The sequence below is a fragment of the Litchfieldia stipae genome (genome assembly GCF_014837155.1).
Taxonomy (GTDB): Bacteria; Bacillota; Bacilli; order Bacillales; family Bacillaceae_L; genus Litchfieldia.
This window is the reverse complement of the sequence record NZ_JACYHA010000001.1, coordinates 341,499-359,191: the sequence shown is the minus strand read 5'-3', so window position 1 is coordinate 359,191 and position 17,693 is coordinate 341,499. Positions and strand designations below refer to the sequence as shown.

Genomic DNA, 17,693 nt, shown 5'->3' with positions numbered 1-17,693 from the left:
ATATTACACATACATAAGTCCTTGATAATTGACATAGATTACAGCTTACTTGAGCAAAATAGCGATATGAGATATTTAATGATGTTCTTTAGTATAATCATGGTTTTGTTACTACCAACTGAAACGAAAGCAGAAGAGATGGTGAACGTTAAATTAGTAAAGGATATTGGACATACGAATGAACTTACATTTAGGTTTCATGGAACGTATTTAACACTTGATCCTAGCTTACAATTAAGAGAAGGAGTGGAGTATACATTAAAGAAAAAGAAGCGTGGTCTCTTTTCGTTAATGAGTAAGAAGGAGAAACTTCAAATTAATGGATCATTTATGTTAGTTCCTCATGAGTATGATACGAACCATTACATAGAAATTAATGGGAAGCCATATCTAGGTGCAATTGAATTTACTGAAGAAAAAGGGAAATACATTCGTCCTGTTAATCAGCTACCACTTGAAGACTATCTAAAAGGAGTCGTTCCGTTCGAGGTATTTTCAACTTGGAGTCTTGAAACGTTAAAAGCACAGGCGCTAGCAGCAAGAACTTATGCGATTACTCAAAGAAGTAAAGAAATGAATGATACGATTCAATATCAAGTGTACGGAGGGTTTACGTGGGACCCGAAGACAACACAAGCAGTTGAAGAAACAAAAGGGGAGATTATTACTTATCAAGGGAAGCCAATTACGGCATTTTATTCAGCAAGTAATGGTGGAGTCACCGAAAATAATAAGCATGTTTGGGGAGGACAGCAAATACCAATCTATCCGATAAAAAAAGATGAATACGATCCGATTGAACCATGGAAATTCACTTTGCACAAAGACCAATTAAATTTAGAAGAAATTGATTGGTACGACTCTTCAGCCTGGGACGATTTGATTGAAGTTGATAGTAAGATTGCTGCAACGATGAAGAGCTATTTGAAAAGAGTGGGTTATTTAGGTGATATAAAAATTATCTCGGTCCCAACCTTTGAAATCGCAAAAGACAAAAATCCATCAGGGAGAACGATGACAGGGTCAATCGAGGTGTCCTTCCTTCATCGTTTATTTGATGGAACAATTATGCTGGAACAGCTAGAGATAAGAAATGGAAATATAAATAAAATTCGACCACTAATTGGTGGGGATATTTTTAGAAGTTATTTAATTGATTCCCTAACTTTTGAAGATGGTCATTATACGATGAGCGGAAGAGGCTATGGTCATGGTGTAGGAATGAGTCAATGGGGAGCAAGTGTTATGGGAGATAATGGGAAGAATTACAAAGAAATTATTCAATATTATTTTCCAAGGACTTCAATAAGTCAGATTAATGCAATGGTGAATGGGAAAGAATAGTTGAGTATTTAAGAGTAATTTTATGTGAAAAAAAGGAGGAGTAAAGAATGTCGAACGTTAATTTAGCGATTATTTATTACAGTTCAACAGGCACAAACTATCAGCTTTCAAAATGGGCTGAAGAAGGTGGAAAAGAAGCTGGAGCCGAAGTGAAGGTATTGAAGGTTCCAGAGCTTGCACCACAAGCTGCAATTGACTCAAACCCAGGATGGAAGGCTCATGTTGAAGCGACAAAGGATGTGCCGGTGGTGTCACTTGATGACCTTGAATGGGCTGACGCAATTATCTTTAGTGTCCCAACTCGATTTGGTAACATGCCAGGACAAATGAAGCAATTCTTAGATACAACTGGTGGTCTATGGTTCAATGGTAAGCTTGCGAATAAAGCAGTGAGTGCTATGAGTTCAGCGCAAAACCCTCACGGTGGCCAAGAAGCAACCATTTTAGCTTTATATAATACGATGTATCATTGGGGTTCTATTATTGTCCCACCTGGTTATACAGATCCAGTTACATTTGCCGCTGGTGGTAACCCTTATGGAACAAGTGTTACTGTAGGACAAGATGGGAAAATTGTTGAAGATGTGGAAGCAGCTGTTAAGCACCAGGCAAAACGTACTGTTACATTTGCTGAGTATATCAAAAAAGGGAATCAATAAACATAAAAAAGAACCAGTGATGGTTCTTTTTTATGGACCAATTAACTGTGTCGATTTGGTTCGTAGTTTAAGCTTTTGAATAGTTGCTGTAGTTCTGTTTCAGTTAGGTCACGCCATTTACCGATTTCAAGTGATTTTAAGTGTATGTTCATAATTCGGATTCTCTGTAGCTTGCGTACATTATAGCCTAGAGCAGCACACATTCGCCGAATTTGGCGGTTTAAGCCCTGTGTCAATATGATTCTGAATACATATTTGGATTCTTTTGTGATTTTACAAGGAAGTGTTACAGTGTCAAGGATCTCTACACCCTCGGACATTTTTTGTAAGAATGAAGGGGTGATTGGCTTGTCCACAGTCACAATATATTCTTTTTCATGCTTTCCCTCTGACCTCAGTACTGGGTTTACTATATCTCCGTCATTCGTTAATAAAATTAAACCATCTGAATCTTTATCTAATCTTCCAATTGGAAAAATCCGAACAGGATGGTTTACATAATCAATAATATTCCCTTTAACATGACGTTCAGTGGTCGAAGTAATCCCTCTTGGCTTGTTGAGGGCAATATAGACTAATTTTGGTTTTGATTTGATTGGCTTTCCATCTACACGAACATCATCACCGGGTTCTGCTTGACTACCGGGCTCTGCTAGCTTTCCATTAATGGTCACTCGATTTGCTGCAACCCATTTATCTGCTTCTCTTCGGGAACAAATCCCCGTTTCACTGATAAATTTATTTATTCTCAATAAAAACACCACCTAAGTAGTTAATCTTCTAGACCGATGAAAGTACTTGAAAAGTATACCTTATTTTAAAATGAAAAGAAAATATCTCCATGTTTTGCTCGGAAAAATGCGTTGCTGTTGACAAGGTGAATCTTATCTCGTAAAATTATCTTGAATTCGAGATATTTTCTTGAGTGAAGATAGAAATGCATGTAAATACTAAGAAAAAAAGGATGATGAAGATGCATTTATTAGGCTTACATCATGTTTCGATATTAACTGGAAATGCTGAGAAGAACTTTCAATTTTATACAAAGGTATTAGGAATGAGATTGGTAAAGAAAACGGTCAATCAGGATAATACACAATCTTATCACTTGTTTTATGGGGATGCGAAAGGAAATCCGGGTACTGAAATAACGTTTTTTGATATTCCTAGTCTTGGAAGAACTTATCCAGGTGTACGAAGTATTTCTTCTACCTCATTAAGAGTGAAGAATACAGATTCACTTCGTTATTGGATGGATCGATTAGATGATTTCAATATAAATCATGAAGGAATGGTCAAACGAGCGAATCGTGATACATTAGCTTTCCAAGATTATGATGGCACAAATGTGATCTTAGTTGCAGATAATGGTGAGGAAGGTGTAGCAGCGGGAGTTCCTTGGGATAAAACTGATATCCCAGTTGAACATGCCATTATTGGATTGGGGCCAGTCATGTTAACCGTCACTTCTGCAGCACCAACAATCCAAGTACTTACGGAGATTATGGGATTTAGACATGTTGGCTCTTATCCATCTCTGGCAGGAGAGTTTCCCGATGTTGAAGTGCTTGCAACAGGTGAAGGAGGAGCTGGTGCTGAGGTTCATATTGAGTCAAGACCTGACCTTCCAAGAGAACGACCAGGAAGAGGAAGCATCCACCACGTCGCATTTCGAATACCTAATGAAGAGGAGTTTAAATATTGGGTAAAGCGAATTAAAGAAAGTGGTTTAATCAATTCTGGGGAGGTTGAGCGTTACTATTTCAAAGCTTTATATTTTAGAGAGCCAAATCATATCTTATTTGAATTATCAACTGATACGCCAGGCTTTGCTGCGGATGAACCACTTGAAACATTAGGAGAATCGCTTGCTCTGCCGCCGTTTTTGGAAACCAAACGTGAAGAGATTGAAGCAAGGCTTCGTCCTTTAGATTTTGAGTTCTAAATAAAAGAGTCTTTTAAAGTATCAGCCTGAATACACTCTACGTATTCAGGCTGATATTATAATTGTATGGTGATTTTTTTTGTTTGAAGTCCTAGAGAGGTTGATAAATCGAGAACGTCTAATGATAGTTCTATTATTCTGGTTGAATGATCAATTTTATTTAATAAAAAGCTAATTTCATCTAGAATATCATCTTCGGTTATGAAGAGTAATTCTTCGTATTTTTCTTGATCTTCTTTGATGTAATTGACATTTAATCGGTAAGCGATATTTGCTTTCTTCATGATCTTAAATGAAGCGATTCCTTCATGAAAGTTCTCAAATGTGGGTGTTTCTAGATAACGATTGGAGTCAATTGCAAAACCCGTTACATCTTCAAATAAGTGATGCAGGGATGTATTTTCTAATACATTTGAAATATAATCATTATCATGAACAGTCTTTCGATAAAATGCTTCATTGCTGTATACATCTTTTATTTCAACAGACTTCGTTGCACCATATAATAGTACATAATCATCAGCCATGATTTCTTGAGGATACCATTTATGTGAAGTCGTTGAATAATTCCAAAACGCATCCCAACGAACGGGCATGTCGCCAAGTCCTCTTAAGTTCGCCCAGTTTGAAGTTGGAAAATGCTGCTCTGGAAAATAATGATATGAAAAATGATGTCCATATTCATGGGACAAGGTCTCACGAAAGTCAGTGGGCTCTAAATACATATCTCCATGAAAGAGTGTAATCGTATTTGTTAACGAATGATATTGTCCTCGTGTGTTCGAATCTGATGGTTTTGCGTCTCCTCTAACTCGAACTTCTTGTAAAAGGTTTATTTCTTCACCATGTGTATTTAAAATCAGTTCTTGATAAAGTTCTTGTAGTTTTTGCTCGTCCCAGTTTTCTGTATAACTTAGAAAATGGATGTTTTCAGGTGATGTATATTTTGCAAAATAGGTAGAATCATAAGTCATAGTATCTAAACTTAATAGAATAGGTAGAAATACGATAAGTATCGCAATCTTCAAAGTCTTTCTCATCATACTCACATCCTTATCAACATTCTAGCATGAGTATAATGAAAGATATCTAGTATCCTATTTCCATTGTGGGCAAAAAAAAGAACCAGAGAGAAAATCTCTCTGGTTCTTGCGTATTGAGGCGTTAGACTGCACTCCACATAGTGCATTGCCAGTTGGCGTGTCAAACGACTTACACAATTCAGCTCATCGCTCAACTAATATACCATTTCTATTATAGAATCACAAGTGGGAAAATAAGTTATTTGAGATATTTGCAATTAGCTATCACTTCATACAAAATATAAGAAAGAAAAGAAGGAGGAGAACTATGCAATTACAAAATAAAAAAATTATTCAATTAGTTAGTGATGAATTTGAAGATCTTGAGCTTTGGTACCCAGTTTTACGATTAAGAGAAGAAGGCGCAACTGTTCACATTGTTGGTGAAAAAGCAGGTCAGCAATACATAGGAAAGTATGGGGTACCGATTGTTTCTGATTTATCCTTTCAAGAAGTGAACCCTAATGAGTATGATGCAATTTTGGTTCCGGGTGGTTGGTCACCTGATAAATTAAGAAGATATGAAGAAGTATTAAATATGGTTAAGGTAATGGATGAACAACAAAAACCAATAGGTCAAATCTGTCATGCGGGTTGGGTATTAATCTCAGCAAAGATCCTTGAAGGGAAAAAAGTAACAAGTACCCCAGGGATTAAAGATGATATGACAAATGCTGGTGCAACCTGGTTAGATGAGCCAGTTGTGGTCGATGGACATCTTGTATCAAGTCGCCGTCCACCGGACCTACCAGACTATATGAGAGAATTTATAAAAGTATTTGCAAGATAAGGAAGATTTATCTTAGTTGTATTTTTCATAAGTGTTTGTCACCAAAATTCAGGAGGTGACAAGCACTTTTTTTTCTTTACATATGTAGTGAATAGGAAGGATTGGTACATGAGTGGAATAATTGACATATTTTTCTTTTAATACATCGAAATAATGTTAAAATAAGCCATATACATAGTTAAATCTTAAGTATTTTAGGGGGAATTAGATGAACACAGAGGTTACGACTTCAAAAGCAATTGGGGAAATTTTGGATCAAACCTTTCGGTTAAGTAAAAATCATTTCAAACATTTATTTCTTATAATGTTGATATTTGGTGGTCCACTTTATATTATTCAGGCTATTGTACAATTAGCGACAGGAACAAGTTTCTTTAGGCAAGTAGGAGGAGGAGATGCTTGGTATGAACAAATTATCTCGAGCTTTGATGAATCTACCTATATTGAAACTCCGACTAACCTCGGGGCAGATCTTGGATTAATCCTGATAGGCTTACTTACTATAATTTTTTTACCAGTTGCACAAGCAGGGATTATGATTGCCATCAATCATATTAGAAAAAACGAGCAATACACAATTGGTCAAGTATTGAAGCACGCATTTTCTCGCTTTTGGCCAATTCTTGGTAGTAGTATTCTGTTTGGACTCATTGTTTTTGGATTAGTCATTGTACCACTAATTGCAATTGGAATTGGTAGCTTTATCATATCAGCCATTAATCCCATTTTGGCGGTGTTGATTGGGATTCTTCTCTTCATCGGTGGAGCAGTGGGTATTGGTTTTCTAGTAACACGTTGGAGCTTTTATTTTGGTTCTGTTGTTCTAGATCGTGAATCACCTGGACTTTCCCGTAGTTGGAAATTAACGACAGGAAGAACATGGAAGCTGATGGCTGTATATATTATTATTTACCTAATTATTAGCAGTATTGGCGTCGCAGTGGAATTAACTTTGGGAATGGCACTAGGAAACAGTGTTTTATTTACGATTATTGTTAACCTTGTATCATTATTTACGTCAGTAATTTTCGCAGTAGGGTATACAGTAATGTATCTTGATTTAAAAACCAGACATGATGGAGATGACCTAAAAGATCTAATCGAAGAATACAATGATGTTAAATAAGTTAGGTGAAGATAGATGCTAAATTCAGAAAAAGCAAAATCAGAAATCGAACAGATATTAGATACGAAGGAATATCAGATGTATCAGAATCCACCAAAGGGTCTCTTCGAAACCTTATGGGATAAAGTTAGAGATTGGTTTGCTGAGCTATTATCCAATATGTTTCCATCTATTGAACCAACTAGTAAACTAGCTACTGTGATTCTCACAATTATCATTTTTATCATTCTAGTCGGATTACTGATTTTTGCTGTTAGCGCTATTCGTAGTAGATATCGCAGAGAAGGTACACCGATGAATCCAATTCAATCTATGAATGAGATGAATTGGTCATATGTACAGCATATGAATGAGGCAAAGAATCAAGAGAACGCAGAAGAATACAATTTAGCGACTCGTCACATGTTCTTAGCCCTTCTCTTATATTTCCATGAAAAAGAGTGGTTGGTTGCGAAAATTTGGAAAACCAATTGGGATTATTATGAGGAATTAAGAAGGATTGACCAGTTTAAGGCAACTAAATTCGATCAACTTGCTCTATTATTTGATGAGGTAGCTTATGGTGAAAGAGACATTTCACAGCAGGAATTTATGACTTACCATGACGAAGTGGTAACTTTAATTGAGAAAAATGAGGAAGAACTTAAGACAGTAGGATTGAGGGAAAAGGAGGAATGAACACGTCAGTGAAGATCTCAACTTCTAGGAGAAGTACATGGATTTGGCTAGTGGCTCTACTAGTTATTTTTATCAGTATTAGTTATGTACTTCTTTTACAAAAACCAAAGAATTATCTGGATTACGTGTCTCAATCTCCTGCTCCATCGGGTGTGAAAGCTTTGTATACATATCTAGAGTCAGAGGTGGATAGAGTAGATAGATGGTCACATTCTCCTGAACTACTAAGTCGTGATGATGATCTGAAAGTTCTGATGATGGTTGAGCCACTATTTGTTCCAGACACAGAGGAAATGGAAGCTTATCTCTCGTTCATTGAACGAGGCAATACATTGATTCTGTTCAAAACAAATCCACATGGAATGTTTGATCTCAGTACATTTCAGGTTGAACCGGTTGATCAAGGAGAATATATATCCGTTTTTGACGCTGAGGAAAATCAATATCGAGCAATTTTCAACAGTTTTGTTAGGTTGATACCAGAAAATGGTGAAGACGTGCTCCTGTCAGATGAAGTTGGGCCGATTGCATTGAAGCAAGAAATAGGTAAGGGGAATTTGATTAGTGTTGTGACTCCAGAGTTATTAACCAATGAATCCGTTACCGAGCTTGATCATCTAGATATCGTCTTTTCAATCTTATATGAAGCAGGAATCGAGCAAACTTTATTGTTTGATGAATACGTTCATGAGAAGCATAATCGTTCAACCGTATTCACCATTTATCCCTCATGGTTTCTTGTATTAATGTTACAAGCAATACTATTAATAGTTCTGTGGCTTTGGGCTTTGGGCAAGCGTTTCGGATATATCCATGTCGTAAGAGAGGAATCTGTACGCTTTAGTGATGAAGGATTGAAGGCGTTAGCTGTCTGGTATTCAAGAGGACGAATGTATAAGGAAGCTTTAACCATTCAAGCCGATTACTGTAAGCTTCTTTTACAAGAGAAGTGGGGCGTTCCATATAATAAGGATTGGATTGATTGTGAAGAAACAATTGCTAGAAGAGTAAAGCATATATCCCCACAAGAAGTGAGTTCGCTTTTAAAGGGGATGACCGAGATATTACAAAAAGCGAAACTTAGAAAACAAGAATATCTTTTGTGGACAAAGAAAATCGATCAATTAAGGAAAGAGCTGGAGGTTGACAATGAACAAAGATATAGCAAGATTACTAGAGACATATGAACATGAAAGTATCGGTCAGCAAACAAATGTAAAGCTGTTAATGACAGCTATTCTATCGGGTGGACATGTTTTACTTGAGGGTGTTCCAGGTACAGGAAAGACGCAAATGGTACGTACGCTAGCAAATCTTCTTCAAGGAGAGTTCAGTCGAATCCAGTTCACACCTGATTTACTCCCAAGTGATATTACAGGAAGTACTATTTACAATATGAAGGATAGCACCTTCCAAACATTAAAAGGACCAATATTCACGAACATCTTGTTAGCAGATGAAATTAATCGGACTCCTGCCAAAACACAGGCTGCTCTACTTGAAGCAATGGCTGAACAACAGGTGACCATACAAGGGGAAACATATCCTCTTTCTGATGTTTTCTTCGTCGTTGCAACACAAAATCCAATTGAGTTTGAGGGAACTTATCCACTACCTGAGGCTCAGCAGGATCGTTTCATGTTTAAGTTAATGATTGATTTTCCTTCGGTGGAGGATGAAACAAAGGTACTGAAGCATGTAATGGAACAACAAGTTAATCATCAACCTGAAGCACCAGCTCTCAATTTAACAAGCTTCCTTTCAATGAGACGAGAAATAGAGGATGTTACAATAAGTGATAGTGTTCTAGATTATATTATGAAAATCGTAAGAAAAACGAGAGAGACTGAATCCATCCGATATGGAGCGAGTACAAGAGCGGCCATTTCAATAGGAAAAGCAGGTAGGTCTTGGGCTTATTTAGCTGGAAGAGACTATGTTACCCCAGATGACGTGAAAGTAGTTGCTCGTCCAGCATTAAGGCACCGAATTCAGTTATCGCCACATGTAGAATTGGAGGGAGTGACGGTTGACCAGATCATTGAAGAGCTTGTTGGATCGATTCCTGTTCCTAGATAGAGGATTTCTGCCAACGACAAAATTATGTCTATCCTTTTGTATCTTTTCAATTGGTTTAGCGATATTCATGAGTGCGGGAATATCGTGGGTCGTTGTCATCCTTGCAAACATAGGATTTCTTACAATCACGTTAATTGACTTTCTATTCTTACCTAGGAAAAATCAACTGTCATTGAAACGAGTAATTCCAGATGAAATGGAGAGAGGAATCCAGTATCAAGTGAAGCTTGAAATCACAAATAAATCTAAATATCCAATCACCTATCGCTTGATTGATGGAATTCCTCAATCGTTTCTTCGTCCTTTTCCATTAAAGGGTATGATTGGGAAGGAATCAAAGGCTATTCTCTTATATGAAACGACTGCGCCGATAAGAGGGGAATATCAAGTTAAAAAAGTATATGTTCGTTATCAGAGCATTTTTGGCTTATGGGAAAAGCAAGCGACTGAACAACTAGAGAATAAAATAAAGGTTATACCGAATTTGAGTGAAACGAAGCGATATTTAGAGAATGCTCAACGTTTTTTAATGTACGAAGGAGTAAAGATTCGAAAGTTTCAGCAAGGTACTGGTGAATTCTCAAAAATAAGAAACTATGTAGTAGGCGATGATCCACGAAAAATTAACTGGCGCCAAACCGCTAAATTACATGAAGTCATGACGAATGAATTTGAGCCAGAGCATGGGAAGTATATTACGATTCTAATAGATTGTGGAAGAATGATGGGGGCTGAGCTATCAGCAGGAAACCGATTAGAAAAAGCGTTGGAGGCTGCTATTACGGTCACGGCTGCTGCTCTTCAAAAAGGAGATTATGTGGCGGTATTGGCATTTTCAAAAAATGTAAAAATATATGTTCCTCCAGCAAAAGGTATGGCTCATCTACAGAGGATTTTGTATGCAATTTACAATCTAGAAGTGGACGCTGCAGAATCAAACTATGGGGAAGTCCTTCAATATTTACAAACGGTCCAAAAGAAGCGTAGCTTGATCTTGTTATTTAGTGATGTTCGGACATTTCTTCATGAAGAAAGTGCACTCTTGTATCTAAAGCGGTTAAGACAAAGGCATTTATTTCTAATGATTGGTGTTGAGGACGAGGCTTTGGTTAGAAGAATACAGGAGGAGCCAGCATCAATACATTCAGCGATGATCAAAAGCATGGCACAAAAGCAAATGATTTACAAAAAACGAGAAAAACGCAAATGGGAACAACAAGGTCTCCAAATGGTGGAGGCAGAGGAAGAGAATCTTGCAGTTACAGCTGTCTCTTCCTATATCCAAATTATGAACCGTGGTATATTATAGTCTTTCTCATAAAAACAAGCTTGCCAATCATAATGTATAAAATTAAGCCAATCACAGTTAATAAAGCGATAATATATTTAGCTTCAAGTGAGATGGCAGCAGGAGTGATAAAGCCTTCAATCACTCCTGCAATAATGAATAATGGAATGGTCCCTAATAATAGCTGCACTGATCTTTTTGCTTGATATTTTAACTGATATCCTCTTGAATATAGTCCTGGAACAAATAATTTATAACCCATAAGTAACCCTGCCCCACCCGCGATGAAGATGGCAGTCAGCTCAATCATTCCATGTGGGACGATATATGCCCAAAACTCATACGTTTTTCCGTAATGCCAGAATAAGGCTGCAAGAGCACCAATAATGATTCCGTTGTAGATTAATATGTAGACAGTTAATAATCCAAATGTGACACCGCCAGCAAAGGCTAAAATCGCCACTTGAATATTATTTGTCATAATACTCGCAGACATAAGGGGAGAGTTAACTGCCCCATCACTAGAACCAAGCTGTTCGGGATCAACACCTTGAGCAATATTACTTGGCAATATCGAATATAAATGAAGAGGGTCTGCTTTTACTGCTATAAAACTACCGATGCCACCAATTGCAAAAAGAAGCATGGCAACCAAAATAAATTTCCATTGTTCCAGAAACAAACGGATAAAGGTCGTACTAAAAAAGTGACGAATTTGTTTAAGGCTAGACATTTGGTCTTTATATAATAGATTATGAGACTTAGAAACTAGTCCATTTAAGTATGAAGTGACATCATCATTGGGGTAATATGTTTGACTGTAAGAAAGATGCTGTGCAGCTTTTTGGTAATACCTGTGGAAGTTATCAATATCTGCTTCCTTTAAATGTCTGCGGTTTTTATGTAATGACGTGATTAGTTGTTCTAGTTGTTTCCATTCTTCTCGGTGTTGTTTAACAAATTGTTTGATATTCATGTAATCACCTTCGTCTCATAATTATTTACTGGAAAAAGTATCCTCTACTATGATTATAATTATTTTAGATGAAAATAGAAACAACTCTAGAACAATCAATGTGAAATGAGGTAATTTTTTTATGGATCAAGAAAAAATAGATATTAAAACACCAGAATATGTATCGATTCAATTCCAATCAGCTGGGTTAGGGAGTAGAGCGTCAGCATTTATAATTGACCAGCTTATCTTATTCATTGTGAATCTATTAATCGTTGTCCTCCTGTTTTTTGTTTTTTTAAGCCAAGAAAGTCTTTTTTTTCTGGGAGATATTTCTTCTGGCTCAATTGCTATTGCCATCATTCTTGTGTTTCTTCTTAATTGGGGATATTACTTTGCATTTGAGTATTTCTATGGGGGAAGAACACCTGGTAAGAAGATGATTGGAATCCGGGTGATTCAAGAAAATGGTCATAGTATTACTTTGCTCTCAAGCTTTATCCGCAATTTTTTGAGAATAGTAGATTCTCTACCAACTGGACATTTACTTGGTATGCTGATGATTTTCTTTCACTCAAAGCATAAACGAATTGGAGATCTGGTAGCTGGTACTATTGTTGTTCATGAGCGTAAGGAAAAACAGAAAAGAAAGAGAACACCACTTGAAAAAGAAATCGAATTAAGAGGATTGTCTAAAGATAGTTTGCTCTTAGAGGACTGGGTGATAAAAAGCTTAAGTGCAAAAGAATGGAATCTAGTTAATACATATTGTCATCGGATGCTGCAATTGGCTCCTTTTGACAGAAAACAATTAACAAAACAGGTTGCAGACATCATGTTTCCGAAAATTGGATTAGAGATAGACGGAAGGAAGGATGTTGAACTTGAAAATATCCTGCTGGCACTCTATTTGTATCTGAAGGAAGAGTGGGAGTTTGAACTATAAGAAAAAGAGGCAAGCATATTTGCCTCTTTCTTTGATGAGTCTTACCTAATATGAATTCGGTTTATTAATTTCCAACCACCAGGTAATAATTGATAATAGTTCTGCCCTCTTAACCCCTCGTCAATATAGACAATATCTCCAGTAGTAATAAATCTGCCATTAAAATCTGAGGGCATGCGATCTGGGACATTGAATGTACTGAAGACTGATTGTAAACAATCTTCATGAGATTCACCTTTTAGTGTCATTCGATAGATGGGTCTATACCCTTTTCTTTGCTTAAACGAAGGAGTTTGAAAAATGGTAATATCAAAGTCCCTTAAAATTAATTTCGTTAATAATTTTGACAATCCTATCACCCTATTCCTTTGTTTAGTTACTTAGTAAAGATATTATAGATTGACCGTGTCGATTCCTTCATCAGTTTCATTCTTTTTTTGTCGTTCTTTAGCTAGTTCTGACAAATACTTAAAATATTCACTATCCTATTAAAGTCCTTATAGGTAAAATATACATATCTTAATTTTTGAAGCGTATGTTGAAAACGTTTAAAAGTAAGAAGTGTTAGAGGCTAACATGAAACAAAAAGGAGATAATATGGGATCTAATGTTAAGTATTATATAGGCCTTATTTTTGTATCAGTGATCTGGGGAGCGAATTTTGGGATTTCTCGCTTTGGGATGGATGTATTTACGCCAGAGGTATTTGTGTTTTTACGGTTTGGTTTAGCATTACCGATTCTTTTTGGAATTCTTAAGATGACAGAAGGTACTATAAAGGTCCATAAGCGGGATTTAGTTAAATTAGCCGTCATTGGTTTTTTTGGAGTCACACTCTTAGAGATTCTTGTGATGTATTCTATTAAATATACTACTCTTGCTAATGCTTCTTTATTAAATGTTGCACCATGGCCAATTTTCGCGGCTCTCTTTGCACCTTTATTTATCAAAGAGAAATTCACAGTAAGAGTAGCGACTGGAGGATTTATTGCACTAATTGGGGTTTCTTTGATTATTTTAGGAGGGGAGGAAGGCTTTGAGCTAGGATCTCAATATATGCTTGGAAACCTACTTGCCCTATCTATTAGTTTAATAGGTGCGTTGTTTAATTTAGCCTGTATGCCTCTAATGAAGAAATATTCACCGATGCGAGTGACGAGCTGGTATGTATTATTCGGGAGTATATTCTTATTTCCGCTTACTTTAACAGGTTGGCAGGGGATCGTGTGGAGTGATCTCTCGTTAACTGTTTGGAGTGCGATTGGTTATAATGTTATTCTTTGTACGGTTGCTTCTTTTGTGATTTGGAATGCTTCGATGAAAAAAGTAGGTGCTGCAAAATCAAATTTTTATCGATATTTTGTCCCAGCTGCTGCAGCCGCAGCAGGTGCATTATTCTTTGATGAAAAAATCATGATTACTCAAATTATTGGAGCGGTTATTATTATACTTGGCCTCATTTGGATTGGGCTAGAAAAGAAAGACAACACAATTATAAAAGCTGCATAATGTTAATGACCACTATATATTAAAAGAATTAGATCTGAGCAGACTGAATACATGTAGACTCCTGCGGGATGCGTGGCTGGAGTGAAACCCCGCAGGAGCTTTTGCGACGAGGAGGCCCACCAGACACCCCGCCGGACGCGGAGTGTATTCAGTCTGCGGGTTTTATAACGAAAAAGATGGAGTGTTTGAAGAAAACATCCCATCTTTTTGTGTTGAAGTCATTTAATAAGTTGCTTCGCTTTTCTTATACGTAACTGTATGTCCTTTACCATGTAATAGATAATAAATAGCTATACCAACTAAGACAAATAATGAGCAATAAAAATAGAGTGAGTTAAACTCAACATTTGCAGCAGCCAACCCGATGATAAATGAACCAAGTCCAATCCCAAGGTCAAAAATAGACAGGAAGGTAGCAGTAGCTAATCCTCTTCGTTCTGGTGCAGCTTTCTCAATTGCAATGGTTTGGAAGCTTGGGAATAAAGTTCCCCAGCCTAGACCAATGAGAGCAGCAGAAATTAAAAAGAGAGATGCTGTCGTTGTTTGGCTTAATAAGAACATGCCAATTGCAAAGCAAACGATACAAGGATAAATAATAACATTTGCTCCAAATCGATCGTACCATTTACCTGTAAATGGTCGTGAAAGCAGTAGTACAAATGCATATACAACAAAGAAAAAGTTCGCGACAGATAGTAATCCTAAATCCTTTGCATAGACAGAAACAAATGAAAGGATAGAAGAATAGACGATGGCAAATAATGCAGCGACAATTGAAATGCGAACCGCTGATAATTCGAAGAAATCCTTGATATTAAAGCTCTCTTTGGACCTTGCCTTAGTCTCTTGTGCCACTTGTTCTTTTGGTAGTTTAATAAAAAGTGAGAAAGCTAATGCACAAAGAGCAAAGAGTGCGCTAAAGGTAAACATGGGTCCTTCTCCCCATTGGTTCATAATTGTCAATCCTAGAAATGGTCCAAGAACCATCGCTAGATTAGATGACATGATATAATAACCCATCCCTTCTCCTCTTCTAGAATCAGGAATTAAATCTGCTACAATGGTTCCACAAACCGTGGTGGCCATTCCAAAGCCAATTCCATGGAAAAAACGAAGGATAAGCAATGTAAGAATCGTATCTGGCAGGAAATATAAAACTGAAGATCCTAAAAAGATAACTAATGAAATAAAAAAGATGATTCGTTTTCCGAACCGTTTCATTGCTTGGCCTGCAAAAGGTCGAATAATGATCGCCGCAACAAGAAATATTGTGACAAGTAGCCCTGCTTCTGATGCTTTTGCTTTCATCTCTTGAAGTGCATAAATAGGAAGTGTGACAAGTAAAGCGTAAAACGTTAAAAATATAAATAAGTTACTTGTTGAAACAAGGATGAAATCCTTCGTCCATAATTTTGGTTTGACCATGATCAATCTCCTTTAATTATTATCTGGAAAGCTGTTAAGCCAACTGGTGATTAATGATAAAAGTTCTTCCTGTGAATCTAAAGGGAACTGATTTATTAGCTTTTGATTCTTTTGTAGAACGGCCTGTTCCCACTCTGGGTACTTATCCATTGCAAAATCAGTAAGGTGAATATATTTAACTCTTCGGTCGTTCCCAGGAATTTGTTCTACGAGTCCTAGTTTTATCAGTCTTTGGATTGTCCGTGTCATTGGCGGGGCTTCCACAGCTAAATATTGACAAAGCTCTGTTTGTGTTAAGGTTCCTTTTGTTTTTAACACATACAAAACAGACCATTGTGAGTTATATAAACCAAATGGTTCCAACGCTTCATTTAAATGTTTGATTAATTGCCGAGAGAGTTGATGAATGGAATGAAATAAGTCATGATTCTTCATAAGAATACTCCTAAGTATTATTAGTTACCTAGGTAACTATATAGTAACTTCATTTTCTCGTCAAGAATCTCAGTAATCAGATTCTTCAAGAAATTATCTTTCTTGTAAGGTGATAAATCGTTATACTTATTCTAATTACTACATATTGAAGGTTAACAAAAGTAAGGGGAGGGCAAAAAGAGTTATGATGAAATGGAAACATCCTATTCTCTTACTTGCGGGTATCGGGATCTCGTATCTTGGAAATTGGATCTATTTAATTGCACTTAATCTTTCAATCTTAGATTTAACGGGATCAGCAGCAGCCGTAGCAGGTCTTTACATGATACGGCCTATCGCGATGTTGATAACGAATACATGGGCTGGTAGTTTAATTGACCGATTGAACAAACGAAAACTAATGATATATGTTGATCTAATTCGTGGTTGCTTCGTTTTCGTACTTCCTTTTATTTCAACGATTTGGATCATCTACTCTGTGATCCTGCTCATTAATATTGCTGGAGCATTCTTTGGGCCATGCGCCTCTGTGTACATAACAAAGCTAGTACCCGCAGAGAATAGAAAAAGATTCAATTCCTTAATGAGTATGATAAGCTCTGGTGCGTTTTTACTTGGACCTGCGATTGCAGGTTTATTGATTATGTATGTTGGTACCGAGCTTTGTATATTAATTAATGCCATCACTTTCTTCGTTTGCGCATTCTTCATTTATCTATTACCTAATGTTGATGAGAAGGGGAATGAAGTAAGGGAACCAATCAAATGGAGAACATTAGTGGCTGATTGGAAAATCATTAGTGGATTTGCCAAAAAATCGAGATATTTTATTGCAGTCTATTTATTATTTCAGGCAGCGATGTTACTAGGATTTGCGTTAGATTCACAGGAAGTGACATTCATCAAACATCACCTAGAATTAAATGATCAAGATTATGGTCTAATTGTTAGTATTACAGGGTTAGGAGCATTAGGTGGTGCATCAGTAGCAGCAATCATTTCCAAAAAGGTCCATTTAAAACTGTATATTGGTATAGGAATGTTATTGACTTCAGTGGGTTATTTATTATTTTATTCCTCTTTTAACTTTATAACAGCTACTCTTGCATTTGTGTTCCTAGGCTTCTTTATGGCTTTTGCGAATGCAGGATATGCCACTTTTTTTCAAAATAATGTTCCTGTTAATATTATGGGGAGATTTGGCAGTGTCGCGGAAATGGTACAAGGAATTATACAAATAGCTTTAACATTGGTCCTTGGTCTAGCAGCAGAGATTTTTTCTTTACAACTTGTCTGTATCATTTTCTCGGCAGTAAGTGTATTGTTTGCAATCTTTTTATTGATTACCGTTTTAATTCCTTCAAAACAAATATATTTTGAAGAAAAAGGAAAGGCAGCTACTAGTTAAACTTGCTTGTCTTATGTGAAAAGT

The 17,693-nt window shown here is 36.7% G+C and carries 18 protein-coding genes; 12 read left to right on the top strand and 6 right to left on the bottom strand.

Annotated elements, in window-relative coordinates:
• Nucleotides 1–81: 81 nt before the first annotated feature.
• Both F7888_RS01715 and wrbA read left to right on the top strand, forming a co-directional pair.
• Nucleotides 82–1,344 (top strand): SpoIID/LytB domain-containing protein, encoded by a 1,263-nt coding sequence (locus F7888_RS01715; protein WP_225228536.1) that lies wholly within the window; start codon nt 82–84, stop codon nt 1,342–1,344.
• A gap of 47 nt (nt 1,345–1,391) precedes the next feature.
• The gene (gene wrbA / locus F7888_RS01710) at nt 1,392–2,003 is read left to right on the top strand and encodes an NAD(P)H:quinone oxidoreductase (RefSeq protein ID WP_191776608.1); all 612 of its coding nucleotides are present in this window, start codon (nt 1,392–1,394) and stop codon (nt 2,001–2,003) included.
• A 41-nt stretch (nt 2,004–2,044) separates the two neighbouring features.
• On the opposite strand, the gene rluF is transcribed toward wrbA, so the two are convergent.
• The gene (gene rluF / locus F7888_RS01705; protein WP_191776606.1) at nt 2,045–2,755 is read right to left on the bottom strand and encodes a 23S rRNA pseudouridine(2604) synthase RluF; all 711 of its coding nucleotides are present in this window, start codon (nt 2,753–2,755) and stop codon (nt 2,045–2,047) included.
• 221 nt (nt 2,756–2,976) lie between these two features.
• Here rluF and F7888_RS01700 point away from each other — a divergent pair, with 221 nt between their 5' ends.
• Nucleotides 2,977–3,948 (top strand): ring-cleaving dioxygenase, encoded by a 972-nt coding sequence (locus F7888_RS01700; protein ID WP_191776604.1) that lies wholly within the window; start codon nt 2,977–2,979, stop codon nt 3,946–3,948.
• A 56-nt stretch (nt 3,949–4,004) separates the two neighbouring features.
• On the opposite strand, the gene F7888_RS01695 is transcribed toward F7888_RS01700, so the two are convergent.
• Nucleotides 4,005–4,988 carry a hypothetical protein gene (locus F7888_RS01695; protein ID WP_191776602.1) on the bottom strand — a complete coding sequence of 328 codons (984 nt, stop codon included), beginning with the start codon at nt 4,986–4,988 and terminating at the stop codon, nt 4,005–4,007.
• Nucleotides 4,989–5,298: 310 nt separating this feature from the next.
• Between F7888_RS01695 and F7888_RS01690 the strand changes: the two genes are divergently transcribed.
• From F7888_RS01690 to F7888_RS01665, 6 genes are all read left to right on the top strand, one after another.
• Nucleotides 5,299–5,820: a type 1 glutamine amidotransferase domain-containing protein gene (locus tag F7888_RS01690; RefSeq protein ID WP_191776600.1), complete on the top strand. Its 522-nt coding sequence runs from the start codon at nt 5,299–5,301 to the stop codon at nt 5,818–5,820.
• A gap of 208 nt (nt 5,821–6,028) precedes the next feature.
• On the top strand, nt 6,029–6,946 hold the full coding sequence (locus F7888_RS01685) for a glycerophosphoryl diester phosphodiesterase membrane domain-containing protein (RefSeq protein WP_191776598.1): 918 nt from the start codon (nt 6,029–6,031) through the stop codon (nt 6,944–6,946).
• Between the two features lie 15 nt (nt 6,947–6,961).
• Nucleotides 6,962–7,624 carry a DUF4129 domain-containing protein gene (locus F7888_RS01680; protein ID WP_191776596.1) on the top strand — a complete coding sequence of 221 codons (663 nt, stop codon included), beginning with the start codon at nt 6,962–6,964 and terminating at the stop codon, nt 7,622–7,624.
• An 8-nt stretch (nt 7,625–7,632) separates the two neighbouring features.
• On the top strand, nt 7,633–8,811 hold the full coding sequence (locus F7888_RS01675) for a DUF4350 domain-containing protein (protein WP_191776594.1): 1,179 nt from the start codon (nt 7,633–7,635) through the stop codon (nt 8,809–8,811).
• Nucleotides 8,774–9,703: an AAA family ATPase gene (locus F7888_RS01670; RefSeq protein WP_191776592.1), complete on the top strand. Its 930-nt coding sequence runs from the start codon at nt 8,774–8,776 to the stop codon at nt 9,701–9,703. Before F7888_RS01675 ends, F7888_RS01670 begins: the two co-directional genes overlap by 38 nt.
• The gene (locus F7888_RS01665; RefSeq protein WP_225228534.1) at nt 9,654–11,012 is read left to right on the top strand and encodes a DUF58 domain-containing protein; all 1,359 of its coding nucleotides are present in this window, start codon (nt 9,654–9,656) and stop codon (nt 11,010–11,012) included. Before F7888_RS01670 ends, F7888_RS01665 begins: the two co-directional genes overlap by 50 nt.
• On the opposite strand, the gene F7888_RS01660 is transcribed toward F7888_RS01665, so the two are convergent.
• Nucleotides 10,990–11,967 carry a stage II sporulation protein M gene (locus F7888_RS01660; RefSeq protein WP_191776590.1) on the bottom strand — a complete coding sequence of 326 codons (978 nt, stop codon included), beginning with the start codon at nt 11,965–11,967 and terminating at the stop codon, nt 10,990–10,992. The genes F7888_RS01665 and F7888_RS01660 overlap by 23 nt on opposite strands.
• Nucleotides 11,968–12,088: 121 nt before the next feature.
• Here F7888_RS01660 and F7888_RS01655 point away from each other — a divergent pair, with 121 nt between their 5' ends.
• Nucleotides 12,089–12,892 carry an RDD family protein gene (locus tag F7888_RS01655; RefSeq protein ID WP_191776588.1) on the top strand — a complete coding sequence of 268 codons (804 nt, stop codon included), beginning with the start codon at nt 12,089–12,091 and terminating at the stop codon, nt 12,890–12,892.
• Between the two features lie 41 nt (nt 12,893–12,933).
• On the opposite strand, the gene F7888_RS01650 is transcribed toward F7888_RS01655, so the two are convergent.
• Nucleotides 12,934–13,242, bottom strand: coding sequence for a hypothetical protein (locus F7888_RS01650; protein WP_191776586.1), 309 nt, complete (start codon nt 13,240–13,242; stop codon nt 12,934–12,936).
• Between the two features lie 226 nt (nt 13,243–13,468).
• On the opposite strand from F7888_RS01650, the gene F7888_RS01645 reads away from it, so the two are divergent.
• Nucleotides 13,469–14,401 (top strand): DMT family transporter, encoded by a 933-nt coding sequence (locus F7888_RS01645; protein ID WP_225228533.1) that lies wholly within the window; start codon nt 13,469–13,471, stop codon nt 14,399–14,401.
• 222 nt (nt 14,402–14,623) lie between these two features.
• Here F7888_RS01645 and F7888_RS01640 read toward each other — a convergent pair whose 3' ends face one another.
• Nucleotides 14,624–15,826: an MFS transporter gene (locus F7888_RS01640; RefSeq protein WP_191776584.1), complete on the bottom strand. Its 1,203-nt coding sequence runs from the start codon at nt 15,824–15,826 to the stop codon at nt 14,624–14,626.
• Between the two features lie 12 nt (nt 15,827–15,838).
• Nucleotides 15,839–16,261 (bottom strand): MarR family winged helix-turn-helix transcriptional regulator, encoded by a 423-nt coding sequence (locus F7888_RS01635; protein WP_191776582.1) that lies wholly within the window; start codon nt 16,259–16,261, stop codon nt 15,839–15,841.
• Between the two features lie 184 nt (nt 16,262–16,445).
• Here F7888_RS01635 and F7888_RS01630 point away from each other — a divergent pair, with 184 nt between their 5' ends.
• On the top strand, nt 16,446–17,669 hold the full coding sequence (locus tag F7888_RS01630; protein WP_191776580.1) for an MFS transporter: 1,224 nt from the start codon (nt 16,446–16,448) through the stop codon (nt 17,667–17,669).
• Nucleotides 17,670–17,693 lie beyond the last annotated feature (24 nt).

What these genes read in the sequence shown, in the direction of transcription:
- F7888_RS01685 (WP_191776598.1), top strand. Translation starts at nt 6,029, where the DNA reads ATGAACACAGAGGTTACGACTTCAAAAGCAATTGGGGAAATTTTGGAT.
- F7888_RS01630 (WP_191776580.1), top strand. Translation starts at nt 16,446, where the DNA reads ATGATGAAATGGAAACATCCTATTCTCTTACTTGCGGGTATCGGGATC.
- F7888_RS01680 (WP_191776596.1), top strand. Translation starts at nt 6,962, where the DNA reads ATGCTAAATTCAGAAAAAGCAAAATCAGAAATCGAACAGATATTAGAT.
- F7888_RS01695 (WP_191776602.1), bottom strand. Translation starts at nt 4,988, where the DNA reads ATGAGAAAGACTTTGAAGATTGCGATACTTATCGTATTTCTACCTATT.
- F7888_RS01660 (WP_191776590.1), bottom strand. Translation starts at nt 11,967, where the DNA reads ATGAATATCAAACAATTTGTTAAACAACACCGAGAAGAATGGAAACAA.
- F7888_RS01635 (WP_191776582.1), bottom strand. Translation starts at nt 16,261, where the DNA reads ATGAAGAATCATGACTTATTTCATTCCATTCATCAACTCTCTCGGCAA.
- F7888_RS01670 (WP_191776592.1), top strand. Translation starts at nt 8,774, where the DNA reads ATGAACAAAGATATAGCAAGATTACTAGAGACATATGAACATGAAAGT.
- F7888_RS01715 (WP_225228536.1), top strand. Translation starts at nt 82, where the DNA reads ATGTTCTTTAGTATAATCATGGTTTTGTTACTACCAACTGAAACGAAA.
- F7888_RS01645 (WP_225228533.1), top strand. Translation starts at nt 13,469, where the DNA reads ATGAAACAAAAAGGAGATAATATGGGATCTAATGTTAAGTATTATATA.
- F7888_RS01655 (WP_191776588.1), top strand. Translation starts at nt 12,089, where the DNA reads ATGGATCAAGAAAAAATAGATATTAAAACACCAGAATATGTATCGATT.
- F7888_RS01640 (WP_191776584.1), bottom strand. Translation starts at nt 15,826, where the DNA reads ATGGTCAAACCAAAATTATGGACGAAGGATTTCATCCTTGTTTCAACA.
- F7888_RS01700 (WP_191776604.1), top strand. Translation starts at nt 2,977, where the DNA reads ATGCATTTATTAGGCTTACATCATGTTTCGATATTAACTGGAAATGCT.
- F7888_RS01690 (WP_191776600.1), top strand. Translation starts at nt 5,299, where the DNA reads ATGCAATTACAAAATAAAAAAATTATTCAATTAGTTAGTGATGAATTT.
- wrbA (WP_191776608.1), top strand. Translation starts at nt 1,392, where the DNA reads ATGTCGAACGTTAATTTAGCGATTATTTATTACAGTTCAACAGGCACA.